Consider the following 13085-nt stretch of genomic DNA (forward strand, 5'->3'; position numbering starts at 1 on the left):
GCCCTACCACCCGTCCGTATGCGGGTCGGGGCGACCGTCGCGCAGGACCAGACAGTGGTCCGCGTGTGCGGCCACCCGCCGGTCGGCGGTGGCCAGCACCAGGGTCGTCCCGTGCGAGCGCACGGCGGAGACCAGGATCCGCATCAGATGGTCGACCTCGGTGCCGTCCAGATCGTGCGCCGGTTCGTCCGCGAACACCACGGCCGGCCGGGTGACCAGCGCCCGGGCGACCGCCGCCCGCCGCAGCAGGGCCGGACCCAGGCCGGTCGGCCGGGATTCGGCGTGCTCGGTCACGTCCAGCCGTTCCATCCAGTGCCGGGCGATCGCGAATGCCTCGGCCCGGCGCATCCGGTCGAGCAGCAACGGCAGTACGACGTTCTCCGCGACGGTCAGCTCCGGCAGCAGCCGGGTACGGCCGTCGACGAGCCCGAAGTGCCGACGTCGCAGCGCGGTTCGGCCCTTCTCGTCGAGCACGTGCATCGCGCCGCTGTTGAACCACACCTCGCCCGAATCCGGGGCGACCACACCGGACAGGCAGGCGAGCAGCGCCGACTTGCCGGCTCCGGCGGGACCGGTGATCGCGAACGTCTCCTCGGCCCGGACCGCCATCGAGACGTCCCGCAGCAGGGTGACCGGACCCTGGGTCAGGGTCAGCCCGCGAGCGCGCAGGACGTCGTTGTCGGGTGGGGCGGTCGGTACTCCGGCGACGACGGCGCGCCGCTCATGCGGTCTCGCCGCGCGGGACGACAGGGACATGGCACACCTCCCGCAGAGAAACGTTGGTTGCCACCCGTTCTCCTCCAACGAGCATCGCGACGCCTGGTTGCGGCAGGGACGCCAAACCCCTTCACTCGGGGAATCCCTGCCGGCGGCGGGAGTTCGCGCGCACCATGATGAGGCGAACAGGTGTATCGAACGCGTTCCGAACGGGGTGCACATGAACCGCCGACTCGATCTTCCGGATCTCCTCAATGCCCGCGACGTCGGGGACCTACCGCTGATCGACGGGGGAGTCACTCGAACGGGCGTACTCATGCGCTGTGAGACCCCGGACCTGCTGACCCCCGAGGGAATCGACCGGCTGACCCACACCTACCGTGTGCGGCACGTGCTGGACCTGCGGTCGGAGGGTGAGGGGCTGCCGCCGGAGCAGTGGCCGGGTGTGACCCGACACCGGCTGCCGCTGCTGGGCCGACGCTCGGCGCTGGCCGCCGATCGGGCCGCGATCGGCGACGTCTCGGCGGGACAGACCCAGGGTCTGGGGTTGGACGACGACATCGACCTGGGCAGCGTGGACGAGCACGGCGCGGGTCTGTTGTACATGCGGATGGCCGAGCGCGGCGGTGAGTCGTACGTGCGTTCGCTGGAGATTCTGGCCGGTGACGGCGGGGTGCCGGCGCTGGTGCACTGTACGGCGGGCAAGGATCGGACCGGGATCCTGGTCGCGCTGCTGTTGTCGGTCGCGGGGGTGGAGCGGGAGGCGATCATCGCCGACTACACCGAGACCGAGGTGCACCTGGTCGAGATGTTCGAGCGGATCGACCGGTTGCCCAGGCAGCCGCGGATCGATCCGGCCCATCCGGTGGCCCCGGCGATGCGCGGTGCGGCCCGGGCCTCCATCGACACGTTCCTGCGCGTGCTCGCCGAGCGGCACGGCTCGGCGGCGGAGTTCCTGCTCAAGGCGGGTGCGGCGCCGGAGCACCTGGAGACCTGGCGCCGCACCATCCGGGGGCGTTGACCCGGCCGGTCGCCGGGGCACCGGGCGGCTCACCGGCCCGGGCCCGGGCGCGGTGGCCCGGGCTCGGGCGTAGTGGCTCGGCCCGGGCCGCCCGGTCACCCGGGCACGTGGCCCGGGCGTGGTGCGCCCGGCTCAGTGGCCCAGGAATCGGCCGAACGCCTGCGCGAGTCGGGACTCCTTGCCGGTGCGCTGCTCCTCGGCGTCCGCGCCCGCCATCACCCGCAGGCCGACGTTGGTGCCGATCCAGCGGAGCGGCTCCGGCTCCCACTTGGGCGAGCGGTGGCGGACCCAGGGCAGCCGGGTCAGGTCGGTGTACTCGTCGCGGATCAGGTCGGCGAGGGTGCGGCCGGCCAGGTTCGCGGTGCCCACGCCGTCGCCGACGTAGCCGCCCGCCCAGGCGAGTCCGCGGGCGCGGTCCAGGCCGCAGCTCGCGTACCAGTCGCGGGCCACACCCAGCGGTCCGCCCCAGGTGTGGGTGATCGCGGCGTCGGCGACCGCCGGGAACAGCTCGGCGATCACCCGACGCAGCTCGGCGAAGACGTTCTCGTCGCGGTCGAACTCGGGCCGCACCCTGGAGCCGAAGTGGTACGGCGCGCCGCGCCCGCCGAAGGCCAGCCGGTCGTCGGCGGTGCGCTGGCCGTAGATGATCAGGTGGCGCATGTCGCTGAAGCTCTCCCGGCGGGCCAGGCCCGCCTCCGCCCAGAAGGACTGCGGCAGCGGCTCGGTGGCGATCATCAGCGAGTACACCGGGGCCAGTTCGCGATGGAAGCCGGCCAGCTCGGGGGTGTAGCCCTCGGTGGCCCGGACCACCACGTCGGCACGGACGCGGCCGTGCGGGGTGAGCGCGACACCGTTCTCGATCGCGGTGACGGGGGTGCGCTCGTGGATGGTCACCCCCAGGCGGGTCACCGCGTCGGCCAGACCCCGGGCCAGTTTGGCGGGGTGGACGACCGCGCAGTGCGGGGTGTAGGTGCCGCCGAGCACGTCGGTGGCGCCGACCATCGCGCGGGCCTCGGCGGCGTCCAGCAATCTGGCGTCGGACTCGTCGAAGCCCCATGCGTGTTCGTCGGCGACCAGTTGCCGGGCCCGGGCCAGCTGGACCGGGGTGCGGGCCAGGACCACGGTGCCGCCCTTGGCGAAGTCGCAGTCGATGCCCTCCTCGGCGACCACCCGGCCGACCTCGTCCACGGTGGCGTTCATCGCCCGCTGTTGGGCGATCGCCCGCTCGCGGGTGCTGCTTCGGGCCACCTTGGCGATCGAGGCGGGGAACAGCGCCGAGCACCAGCCGCCGTTGCGGCCGGAGGCGCCGAATCCGGCGATCTCCCGCTCCAGGACCACGATGCGCAGGGACGGGTCCGCCTTGGCCAGGTAGTAGGCGGTCCACAGGCCGGTGTAGCCGGCGCCGACGATGGCCACGTCCACGTCCAGGTCGCCCGCGAGCGCCGGTCGTGGCGTGACGTCCGCGCCGAGGGTGTCGAACCACAACGACAGGTCGCGGTAGTCGGCGGTCATCGTTGCCACTTCCTCAGGTAGTCCGGCGCGGGCAGATCGAAGCGCAGGTCGGGGGCGGGCACGGGCTCGCCGAAGTGCTCGGTGATGGGCACCACGCCGGCCCAGATCGGGGTGTCCAGGTCCTCGTCCGCGTCGTCCGGCGGGCCGGAAGAGATCTTCACCGACGCCTCGTCCAGGGACAGCGCGAGCACCAGCGTCGCGGCGAGTTCCCGGGCCCGGTGCGGGCGCAACTCGTCCCGGCGGCCGGGCAGCAGCCGGTCGGTGAGCAGGTCCAGCGCGGCGACCTTCTCGTCCTCGGGCAGCACGACGCACGAGCCGAGCACCATCGCGCTGCGGTAGTGCATGGACGATTCGAACGCCGAGCGGGCCACCACCAGACCGTCGAGCAGGGTCACGGTCAGGCAGGTCGGCGCGCCCGCGGCCAGGCCGCGGAAGAGTCGACTGCCGGTCGAGCCGTGGATCAGCACACGTTCGCCGTCCCGGGCGTAGGCGACCGGGAGGACGAACGGCTGACCCTCCTCGCCGGTGATCGCGAGGTGTCCGACCAGACCGGCGTCGAGCACGGCGTGCAGCGCGGTCCGATCCGGCACGGCGTGGTGGGGCAGGCGGCGTATCCGGGTGCGGGGGGTGGAGCCTGGCGTGGGGTGGCTCATCGGGCCTCTTCGGTGATCCGAGCGCGGCGCCGGTCGGCGCGGGCGGGTCGATGTGACGGTGTATTTCTCGGTTCCTCGGGGCCCTGACGCGCACTTCGTGCCAGGCACCCCGGACATGAGTCTGCCGCCGTCGCGCACTGGCGTGTGCGCGACGGCGGCAGACTCACTGAGGGTTCGTCGAATAGCCGGGGTCCACTGCTCGATCTACAGCTTGGTCCATGCCTCGGTCAGCACTCCGCGCAGGATCTGCTCGATCTCGTCGAACACGCCCTGGTCCGCGACCAGCGGCGGGGAGAGCTGGATGACCGGGTCGCCGCGGTCGTCCGCGCGGCAGTACAGGCCGTTGTCGTACAGCGCGGTGGACAGGAAGCCGCGCAGCAGACGCTCGGCCTCGTCCTCGTTGAACGTCTCCTTGGTGCTCTTGTCCTTGACCATCTCGATGCCGTAGAAGTACCCGTTGCCGCGCACGTCGCCGACGATCGGCAGGTCCTGGAGCTTCTGCAGCGTGGCCAGGAACTTGGACTCGTTGTCCAGCACGTGCTGGTTCAGGCCCTCACGCTCGAAGATGTCCAGGTTGGCCAGCGCCACGGCGGAGGACACCGGGTGCCCGCCGAACGTGTAGCCGTGCATGAAGACGTTGTCGCTGCCGTTGTAGAACGGCTCGGCGATGCGGTCCGAGACGAGCATCGCGCCGATCGGCGAGTAGCCCGAGGTCATGCCCTTGGCGCAGGTGATGATGTCCGGCACGTAGTCGAACTTGTCGCACGCGAACATCGTGCCGAGCCGGCCGAACGCGCAGATGACCTCGTCCGAGACGAGCAGCACGTCGTACTTGTCGCAGATCTCGCGCACGCGCTGGAAGTATCCGGGCGGCGGCGGGAAGCAGCCACCGGCGTTCTGCACCGGCTCCAGGAAGACCGCGGCGACGGTGTCCGCGCCCTCGTTGAGGATCGCCACCTCGATCTGGTCGGCGGCCCAGCGGCCGAAGCCCTCGGGCGAGGAGTCGGCCAGGAACTCCGGCTTGCGGTACTGGTTGGTGTTCGGCACCCGGAAGGTGCTCGGCACCAGCGGCTCGTACGGCGCCTTGTAGTCCGGCAGACCGGTGATCGACAGCGCGCCCTGCGGGGTGCCGTGGTAGGCGATGGCCCGGGAGATGACCTTGTGCTTGGTCGGCTTGCCGGTCAGCTTGAAGTAGTGCTTCGCCAGCTTCCACGCGGACTCGACGGCCTCGCCGCCACCGGTGGTGAAGAAGACCTTGTTCAGGTCGCCCGGGGCGTAGTTCGCCAGCCGCTCGGCCAGCTCGATCGCCTTGGGGTGGGCGTAGCTCCACACCGGGAAGAAGGCGAGCTGCTCGGCCTGCTTGCGGGCCACCTCGGCAAGCTCGGTGCGGCCGTGACCGGCCTGTACGACGAACAGGCCGGCGAGGCCGTCGATGTACTTGCGCCCGTTGGTGTCCCAGATGTAGCTGCCTTCACCGCGCACGATGGTCGGCACGGGAGCGTTCTCGTAGGACGACATGCGGGTGAAGTGCATCCACAGGTGGTCGTAGGCGCTCTTGGAGAGAGCCGCGTTGTCGTACTGCTGTGTCATCGAGTACCCCACTGGTAGGTCTGCTTCCGAAGCTTCAGGTAGACGAAGCTCTCGGTGCTCCGTACGCCCGGAATCGCTCGAATCCTCTTGTTGATGATGTCGAGCAGGTGGTCGTCGTTCTCGCATACGAGTTCCACGATGAGGTCGAAGGAGCCCGCCGTGATGACGACGTAGTCCACTTCCTTCATCGTGGCCAGTATGTCCGCTACGGGGTCGATGTCTCCTTCGATACGGACCCCGACCATGGCCTGGCGATGGAAGCCGACGGTCAGCGGATCGGTCACCGCGACGATCTGCATCACGCCCTGGTCGAGCAGGCGCTGTACGCGTTGACGCACCGCGGCCTCCGAGAGACCGACCGCCTTGCCGATCGCGGCGTACGAGCGGCGTCCGTCCTCCTGGAGCTGCTCGATGATCGCCTTCGACACGGCGTCGGCCGGAGCGTTCGGGTTTCTGTCTCGACCGGCCACGTGGTCACTCTGCCTCATCAGATGGGCCTTTCGCAAGGGAATCCGTTGACTTTGCTCAACGAGACAACTGATTCAGTTGTTGGTGCGTGATGGGGATGCGGATACCGACAGCAATCCGGTTAGGCTGGGAACGCGGCCCAGCCCGGGATCGACCCCTCACCGTCCTGCCGGCGCCGCCCCGTTTTCGAAGGAGACTTGGGACATGAGCGACCTGCGTACTCTGCGCAACTACATCGACGGCACGTTCACCGACGCCGCGGACGGCGGCACGCTCGACATCGTCGACCCCGCCACGGGCGAGGTCTATGCGACGTCCCCGCTCTCCCGCGAGCGGGATGTCGACGCGGCGATGCGCGCGGCGGCCACGGCGTTCGAGACCTGGAGCGAGACGACCCCCGCCGAGCGGCAGCTCGCGCTGCTGCGGATCGCCGACGCGGTGGAGAAGCGTGCCGACGAGTTGATCGACGCCGAGTGTCTCGACACCGGCAAGCCGCGTGCGCTCACCGCGTCCGAGGAAATCCCGCCGATGGTGGACCAGATCCGCTTCTTCGCGGGCGCCGCGCGCATGCTCGAAGGCAAGTCGGCCGGAGAGTACATGGCAGGGCACACCTCCATGGTGCGCCGTGAGCCGGTCGGTGTCTGTGCCCAGGTGGCGCCGTGGAACTACCCGATGATGATGGCCGTGTGGAAGTTCGCGCCGGCCATCGCCGCGGGCAACACCGTGGTGCTCAAGCCGTCGGACACCACCCCCGCGTCCACCGTGCTGCTCGCCGAGATCATCGGCGAGATCCTGCCCGCCGGCGTGTTCAACGTGATCTGCGGCGACCGCGACACCGGCCGGCTGATGGTCGAGCACAAGACCCCGGCGATGGCCTCGATCACCGGTTCGGTACGCGCCGGCATGTCGGTCGCCGAGAGCGCGGCCAAGGACCTCAAGCGGGTGCACCTCGAACTCGGCGGCAAGGCGCCCGTCGTGGTCTTCGAGGACGCGGACATCGCCGCCGCGGCCGAGGGCATCGCCGGTGCCGGCTTCTTCAACGCCGGCCAGGACTGCACCGCGGCCACCCGGGTGCTCGTGCACTCCTCGATCCGCGACGAGTTCGTCGCCGCGCTGGCCGCCGCCGCCGGCGACCTCTCGACCGGCTCGCACGAGGACGCGTACTTCGGCCCGGTCAACAACGTCAACCAGCTCAAGCAGGTCAGCGGCTTCATCGAGCGCCTCCCCGCGCACGCGAAGGTCGAGACCGGCGGGCACCAGGTCGGCGACAAGGGCTTCTTCTACGCCCCGACCGTGGTCTCCGGGCTCAAGCAGGACGACGAGATCATCCAGAACGAGGTGTTCGGCCCGGTCATCACCGTGCAGTCGTTCGAGGACGAGGCGGAGGCACTGGGCAACGCCAACGGCGTGCAGTACGCGCTCGCCTCCTCGGTGTGGACCAAGGACCACGGCCGGGCGATGCGGATGGCCAAGCGCCTCGACTTCGGCTGCGTGTGGATCAACACGCACATCCCGCTGGTCGCCGAGATGCCGCACGGCGGCTTCAAGCACTCCGGCTACGGCAAGGACCTCTCCGGCTACGGCTTCGAGGACTACACCCGGATCAAGCACGTGATGACCAACTACGACGCCTGATCCACCCCGCCGCACCCGCGGCGTCGGCACGACCCGCACGCACCCTGTCAACTCCGCTCCGCGAGGGTTGACAGGGTGCGTGTTGCCGTTCGGGGCGGGTGGGCGCCACGATGCGGTGGGCCATTTTGTACGCCACCGTGCGGTCCCCCGCCCATGGAGCAGGCCCCACCCCCCCCGCATTTCGCCAAGGAGTCGCCGATGACCCGCGCCCGCACTCGCGCCCAGTCCCCGCTGCGGATCGCCGGGCACCGGGTGGATCGGCGGATGTTCCTGCGCGGCACCGGCGCGGCGGCGGCCGTGGGCACCCTGGCCGCGTGCGGCGTGCCCTCCGCGTACGTCCAGGAGAGCAAGCGCGGCGGCCGGGACCGGTCGGAGCAGGAGAAGGTGGTGCGCTTCTCCAACTGGGCGCTCTACATCGACATCGACGAGAACGACGAGCAGCGGCACCCCACGCTCGACGCCTTCACCGAGAAGACCGGCATCAAGGTCCGGTACTCGGAGGAGATCAACGACAACGACGAGTTCTTCGGCAAGATCCACCCGGCCATCCAGGCGGGCAAGGAGCCCGGCCGCGACGTGATCGTCATCTCGGACTGGATGTGCACCCGCTTCGTCCGGTTGGGCTGGGTGCAGAAACTGAACAAGGCCAACCTGCCGCAGGTGGACGCCAACCTGGCCGAATCGCTGCGCAGCCCGGGCTACGACCCCAAGCGCGAGTACACGGTGCCGTGGCAGAGCGGGATGACCGGCATCGCGTACAACAAGAAGCTGGTGGGTCGCGAGATCCGGTCGGTGAACGACCTGTGGCGGCCCGAGCTCAAGGGCCGGGTCACCGTGTTCGCGGGCTTCATGGAGGCCGTCGCGCTGCTGATGCTCGGTGAGGGCACGGACATCAAGACCTTCACGGACGCGGACGTGGACAAGGTGATGGAGCGGATGCAGAAGCTGGTGGACAAGGACCACATCCGCAGTTTCACCGGCAACGACTACACCTCGGGCCTGGCCAGTGGCGACATCCTGGCCTGCCAGGCGTACTCCGGCGACGTCGGCCAGCTCAAGCTGGACAACCCCGACATCGAGTTCGTCGTGCCCGAGGAGGGCGCCGAGCTGTGGTCGGAGAACCTGATGGTGCCGAACAAGGCCGCGCACAAGACCAACGCCGAGAAGCTGATGGACTTCTACTACGACCCGGAGGTCGCCGCCGAGTTGGCGAACTACGTGGCGTACGTGTGTCCGGTCCCGGCCGCGCAGCAGGTGCTGGCCGAGTCCTCGGACCAGGAGATGCGCGACTCGGCGAGCAACCCGCTGATCTTCCCGGACGCCGAGATGACCGCGAAGCTGCACGGGATGCGCGAGACCACCGAGGACGAGGAACGGCGCTGGGAGAAGGCCTGGGGGAACATCATCGGCCTGTGAGCCACGGGCCGCGCGAGCGGCGGTGCGCGCTCGACGGCGGGGTCGAGGCCGGGGTCGAGGCCGGCGGGGTCGGCGGAATCAGCGCTCGGCCAGGGCCGGATCGGCGATGACGGCGCCGCGATAGGCGCGCATGCCGAGCAGCGGGAACACCAGTACGGAGACCATGCCGGCGCCGACCATCGCGGCGGCGGTGCCCGCGCGCAGTTCGCCCTCGTCCACGCCGATGCCGGTGATCACCACGATCAGCGGCAGGCCGGCCGAGGCGAACAGGGCCAGGCCCAGCCGTACCCCCGCCGGCGAACCACGCTCCAGCAGATACGTCGGCACCCCGCGCACCACGAGCAACAGCGCCAGGAACAGTGGCAGCAGGGCGAGCGTGCCGACGTCGGAGAACAGCGCACGGCCGTCGAAGCGCACGCCGCTGATCACGAAGAAGACCGGGACGAACAGCCCGAAGCCGATCCCGTCCAGCTTGCCCGCGACCGTCTCGCGCGACTCGGCGGGCATGTCGGACAGCAGCAGCCGGATGACCAGCCCCGCGGCGAACGCGCCGAGCAGGGCGTCCAGGCCGAGTTCGTCCGCGGCCCAGACCAACAGCGCGAGCACGAGCACCGCCAGCCGGATGGCGAGTTGGCCGCTGGAGTGCAGCGTGGCCCGGACCACCCGGTCCAGCGCCCCGGGCAACGGTCGACGGGCGAATGCGAACACCACCACGGTCACCGCGGCGAAGCAGGCCAGCGCGACCGCCGAGGCACCCGCGTTGCGCCCGCTCAGCAGCAGCGACACGGCCACGATCGGGCCGAACTCGCCGAGCGTGCCGATCGCCATCACCTGCGCGCCGAACCGGGTCGGCAGCGCGCCCGCGTCGCGCAGGATCGGCAGCAGCGTGCCGAGCGCGGTGGTGGTCAGGGCCAGTCCGACCACCAGGCGGGACATCGTCGAGCCGGACCACACCAGCAGCAAGCCGAGCAGCAGGCCGACCACCAGGGACAGCGCCCAACCCAGCGTGGCCCGGCGCAGCGGTCGGCCGCTGAGTCGGCCCGGATCGATCTCGAAGCCGGCCAGGAACATCAGGAACGCGAGCCCGAAGTTGGCCATGTAGGTCAGCACGTCACCCTCGTGCACCCAGTCCAGGACGGACGGACCCACCAGGACGCCGAGCAGGAGTTCGACCACGACCGTGGGCACCGGGACCCGGCGCCCGAGCAGATCGGCCACCAGCGGTGCGGCGAAGGCCACGGCGAGAACGATCAGGAACGGTGCGCTGTCGTCGGACATCGGCGGAGCATATTGCGCATTCGGCGGCCATTCGGGCAGACGCGCAGGTCGGCGGCGGACCTGCCGGGAAGTGCGCCCGGACGGACGCACTAGGGTCGATATCCATGACTAGCAGCTCTCCCGAGGCCGCCGCCGTGCCCGCCGTCGAACTGCCCGCCGACCCCGGTACCGACCCCGGTACCGAGCCTGTGACCTGGGATGTCGTGGTGATCGGAGCGGGCCCCGCCGGGGCGTCCGCGGCCCTGGCCGCGGCGCGCGCGGGACGCCGGGTGCTGGTCGTGGACCGGGCCGAGCTGCCGCGCTACAAGACCTGCGGCGGCGGCATCATCGGCCCCGCCAAGAGCGCCCTTCCGCCCGGGTTCGAGCCGCCGGTCGAAGACCTGGTGCACGAGGTCGAATTCACCCTGCGCGGCCGCCGTCGGCGGGTGCGCTCGGCGCGGACCACGCTGATCGGCCTGGTCGACCGGGCCCGCTTCGACGAGGCGCTGACCCGGGCGGCGGTGGCCGCGGGGGCGGTGCTGCGCGAGGGCGTCGCGGTCTCCCGGATCGCCGAGCGGGACGGCCTGGTGACACTGACCCTGGCCGGCGGCGAACTGCTGCGGGCGCACGCCGTGGTCGGCGCGGACGGCAGCGCGGGACGCAGCTCCGCCTACGTCGGGGTCACCTTCGAACAGGTCGACCTGGGCCTGGAGGCGGAGATCCCGGTGCCGCCGGAGGTCGCCGCGCACTGGCGCGGCCGGATCCTGCTCGACTGGGGGCCGTTGCCCGGCTCGTACGGCTGGGTCTTTCCCAAGGGCGACACATTGACGGTCGGGGTGATCTGCGCCCGGGGCGAGGGCGAGGCCACCCGCGCCTACCTGCGTGACTTCATCGCCCGGCTCGGCCTGGCCGGGTTCCGGCCGTCGGTCGAGTCGGGCCACCTGACCCGATGCCGCAAGGAGAGCGCGCCGCTCTCGCGCGGCCGGGTCCTGGTCGCCGGCGACGCCGCCGGACTGCTGGAGCCGTGGACGCGCGAGGGCATCTCGTACGCGCTGCGCTCGGGCCGGCTGGCGGGGGAGCGGGCCGCGCTGGTGGCCGAGGCGGGTACCGACGCCGAGGTGGACAAGATCGGCGCCGGCTATCACGCGGACATCGATGCGGTGCTGGGTCGTGAGATGCGCGCCGGACGGCTCCTGCTCGGCGTGTTCGAGCGGCATCCCGGGATGTTGCACCATGCGGTGAGCACGCTGCCGCAGGGCTGGCGGGTGTTCCGCAAGGTGGTCCAGGGACGGACCACGTTCGCCGATCTGCTGGAGCGGCCCGCCGCCCGGCGGGTGCTGGCGTTGACCGGCCACTGACGACGTCGGACGGCCCCGGGCCCGTCGTGCACGGGGCCGGGGCCGTCCGCTTCGGTTGTGCTCGTCGACCCATGTGCTTACGGGCCGATGTGTGCACGGCTCGGTGTGCTCGGGCTCGGGGCGCTCGGGCCCGTGTGCTCACGGCTCGCAAGCGGGCCGGCGGCGGTCGTGCGCCGGACTCAGTCCCGGTCCGGCTCGTCGTCGCCCTCGGCCGAGCGGATCCGGCGCAGCCGTGCGCCCTGGAAGAGCGCGTTGCCCAGCAGCATCAGGCCGAGCGCGCCGCCCGCGAGTGGCAGCGTGTCGTCCTCGGGGCCGGTCTTGGGCAGCGAGGTGGGTGGCGTGGTTTGGTCGGTGCCGCCGCCGGTGGTGCCGCCCGTGTCGCTCCCGCCGCTCGTGCCGCCGCCGCCTGTGCTGCCCTCACCCGTCGAGCCGCCACCCGTCGAGCCGCCGCCGGTCGTGGAGCCGCCGTTGCTCCCCCCGCCCGTCGAGCCGCCGCCGTTGGTGCCGCCGGGGACCGGCGTGTCCACGGTGTAGCCGATGAACGACGGGTCGTTGTTGTTGGCCCGGTTGACCAGCGTCAACGGTCCGGCCACACCCAGCACCACGGACGTGTCCGTGGCGCCCGCGGGCACCACGAGCACGCAGAACGTGGAGATGTCCGCCTCCGGCGCGAGCGGGAGCCGCGCCTCGGCCCGAGCCGCGCGCGGCTGCCGCACGGCCGGCGGATATTCCACCGCCGCGGACCAGCGCTTGGTCTCGTGCGGCCCGAGCGGACCCGGCGCGCACTTGAAGGTGGTCGTCCAGGCCGGTCCCGGTGCCTTGAGCGCGGGTGCCGCCGAACAACCGGGCACCGAGAGGATCCGGAGGCTGCCGGTGCTGCGGGCGTACACGTCGCGGGCCGGCTGGGCCCGGTCGGTGTTGTTGGTGACGGTGAACTCGATCGAACCCCGACCCGCGGCGTCGAAGGTGATCTGGGTGGACGTGGTCACCGCGAACGGCCTGGCCGTGGGTGGCACGGTCGGCGACGCGGACGTACTCGGCGGGACCGTGGTGGGCGGCGGGGTGCTCGGCCGCGTCGTGGTCGTTGGCGGCGTCGTCCCCGGCCGGGTCGTCGAGGGCCGGGACGTGGTCGGCGGCGGCGTGCTGCCGGGCCCGTGCGTCGTGGGCCGCGACGTGGTGGCCGGCGGTGTCGTGGTGACCTCACCGGTCGGACCGTGCGTGCCCGTGGGGCCGTGTGTGCGGGTCGGTGCGTGTGTGTAGGTGTGCCCGCCGCCCGATCGATACGCGGGCCCGTTCCCCTCGGTATCCGCGACGGCCAGGCCGGCGTTCAGAATCATTCCTATTCCGACCGGAACAGAAATTATCAAGGCCGCGCGCTTGACGTTTTCTGATCGAAACTTTTTCGGGGTGAACATGCGGTATCCCCCTCCCGCTATGTGTGACGATTCGTTCTACCAT

The 13085-nt window shown here is 71.1% G+C and carries 12 protein-coding genes; 5 read left to right on the forward strand and 7 right to left on the reverse strand.

Annotated features, from left to right (window positions below; genetic code table 11):
* Positions 1-3 precede the first annotated feature (3 nt).
* On the reverse strand, positions 4-756 hold the full coding sequence (locus ACIBM5_RS05045; RefSeq protein ID WP_396005438.1) for an ABC transporter ATP-binding protein: 753 nt from the start codon (positions 754-756) through the stop codon (positions 4-6).
* A 181-nt stretch (positions 757-937) separates the two neighbouring features.
* Here ACIBM5_RS05045 and ACIBM5_RS05050 point away from each other — a divergent pair, with 181 nt between their 5' ends.
* Entirely contained in the window at positions 938-1738 is an 801-nt protein-coding gene (locus tag ACIBM5_RS05050; RefSeq protein WP_391582821.1) for a tyrosine-protein phosphatase, read from the forward strand.
* Between the two features lie 132 nt (positions 1739-1870).
* Here ACIBM5_RS05050 and ACIBM5_RS05055 read toward each other — a convergent pair whose 3' ends face one another.
* The 4 genes from ACIBM5_RS05055 to ACIBM5_RS05070 form a co-directional block, all read right to left on the reverse strand.
* Positions 1871-3250 (reverse strand): NAD(P)/FAD-dependent oxidoreductase, encoded by a 1380-nt coding sequence (locus ACIBM5_RS05055; protein ID WP_396005439.1) that lies wholly within the window; start codon positions 3248-3250, stop codon positions 1871-1873.
* Positions 3247-3903: a pyridoxamine 5'-phosphate oxidase family protein gene (locus ACIBM5_RS05060; RefSeq protein WP_396005440.1), complete on the reverse strand. Its 657-nt coding sequence runs from the start codon at positions 3901-3903 to the stop codon at positions 3247-3249. Before ACIBM5_RS05060 ends, ACIBM5_RS05055 begins: the two co-directional genes overlap by 4 nt.
* Before the next feature lie 204 nt (positions 3904-4107).
* Positions 4108-5493: an aspartate aminotransferase family protein gene (locus ACIBM5_RS05065; protein ID WP_396005441.1), complete on the reverse strand. Its 1386-nt coding sequence runs from the start codon at positions 5491-5493 to the stop codon at positions 4108-4110.
* Positions 5490-5981 carry an Lrp/AsnC family transcriptional regulator gene (locus ACIBM5_RS05070; protein WP_396005442.1) on the reverse strand — a complete coding sequence of 164 codons (492 nt, stop codon included), beginning with the start codon at positions 5979-5981 and terminating at the stop codon, positions 5490-5492. The genes ACIBM5_RS05065 and ACIBM5_RS05070 overlap by 4 nt, the downstream gene beginning before the upstream one ends.
* Positions 5982-6165: 184 nt before the next feature.
* On the opposite strand from ACIBM5_RS05070, the gene ACIBM5_RS05075 reads away from it, so the two are divergent.
* Both ACIBM5_RS05075 and ACIBM5_RS05080 read left to right on the forward strand, forming a co-directional pair.
* Positions 6166-7596 carry a gamma-aminobutyraldehyde dehydrogenase gene (locus tag ACIBM5_RS05075; protein WP_396005443.1) on the forward strand — a complete coding sequence of 477 codons (1431 nt, stop codon included), beginning with the start codon at positions 6166-6168 and terminating at the stop codon, positions 7594-7596.
* Between the two features lie 198 nt (positions 7597-7794).
* Positions 7795-9012, forward strand: a complete 1218-nt coding sequence (locus ACIBM5_RS05080) for a spermidine/putrescine ABC transporter substrate-binding protein (RefSeq protein WP_396005444.1) — start codon at positions 7795-7797, stop codon at positions 9010-9012.
* A 78-nt stretch (positions 9013-9090) separates the two neighbouring features.
* On the opposite strand, the gene ACIBM5_RS05085 is transcribed toward ACIBM5_RS05080, so the two are convergent.
* Positions 9091-10290, reverse strand: a complete 1200-nt coding sequence (locus tag ACIBM5_RS05085) for a cation:proton antiporter (RefSeq protein ID WP_396005445.1) — start codon at positions 10288-10290, stop codon at positions 9091-9093.
* A gap of 104 nt (positions 10291-10394) precedes the next feature.
* Here ACIBM5_RS05085 and ACIBM5_RS05090 point away from each other — a divergent pair, with 104 nt between their 5' ends.
* Positions 10395-11627 (forward strand): geranylgeranyl reductase family protein, encoded by a 1233-nt coding sequence (locus tag ACIBM5_RS05090; RefSeq protein WP_396005446.1) that lies wholly within the window; start codon positions 10395-10397, stop codon positions 11625-11627.
* 179 nt (positions 11628-11806) lie between these two features.
* Here the strand turns inward: ACIBM5_RS05090 and ACIBM5_RS05095 are convergent, their stop codons facing one another.
* Positions 11807-12616: a hypothetical protein gene (locus tag ACIBM5_RS05095; RefSeq protein WP_396005447.1), complete on the reverse strand. Its 810-nt coding sequence runs from the start codon at positions 12614-12616 to the stop codon at positions 11807-11809.
* Here ACIBM5_RS05095 and ACIBM5_RS05100 point away from each other — a divergent pair.
* The gene (locus ACIBM5_RS05100) at positions 12603-12887 is read left to right on the forward strand and encodes a hypothetical protein (protein ID WP_396005448.1); all 285 of its coding nucleotides are present in this window, start codon (positions 12603-12605) and stop codon (positions 12885-12887) included. The genes ACIBM5_RS05095 and ACIBM5_RS05100 overlap by 14 nt on opposite strands.
* The last annotated feature ends 198 nt before the right edge of the window (positions 12888-13085 follow it).

It is taken from the genome of Embleya sp. NPDC050493, assembly GCF_044458105.1.
GTDB lineage: Bacteria > Actinomycetota > Actinomycetes > Streptomycetales > Streptomycetaceae > Embleya.

Coding starts and splice junctions, on each gene's coding strand:
- ACIBM5_RS05045 (WP_396005438.1), bottom strand. CDS start 756: ATGTCCCTGTCGTCCCGCGCGGCGAGACCGCATGAGCGGCGCGCCGTC.
- ACIBM5_RS05050 (WP_391582821.1), top strand. CDS start 938: ATGAACCGCCGACTCGATCTTCCGGATCTCCTCAATGCCCGCGACGTC.
- ACIBM5_RS05055 (WP_396005439.1), bottom strand. CDS start 3,250: ATGACCGCCGACTACCGCGACCTGTCGTTGTGGTTCGACACCCTCGGC.
- ACIBM5_RS05060 (WP_396005440.1), bottom strand. CDS start 3,903: ATGAGCCACCCCACGCCAGGCTCCACCCCCCGCACCCGGATACGCCGC.
- ACIBM5_RS05065 (WP_396005441.1), bottom strand. CDS start 5,493: ATGACACAGCAGTACGACAACGCGGCTCTCTCCAAGAGCGCCTACGAC.
- ACIBM5_RS05070 (WP_396005442.1), bottom strand. CDS start 5,981: ATGAGGCAGAGTGACCACGTGGCCGGTCGAGACAGAAACCCGAACGCT.
- ACIBM5_RS05075 (WP_396005443.1), top strand. CDS start 6,166: ATGAGCGACCTGCGTACTCTGCGCAACTACATCGACGGCACGTTCACC.
- ACIBM5_RS05080 (WP_396005444.1), top strand. CDS start 7,795: ATGACCCGCGCCCGCACTCGCGCCCAGTCCCCGCTGCGGATCGCCGGG.
- ACIBM5_RS05085 (WP_396005445.1), bottom strand. CDS start 10,290: ATGTCCGACGACAGCGCACCGTTCCTGATCGTTCTCGCCGTGGCCTTC.
- ACIBM5_RS05090 (WP_396005446.1), top strand. CDS start 10,395: ATGACTAGCAGCTCTCCCGAGGCCGCCGCCGTGCCCGCCGTCGAACTG.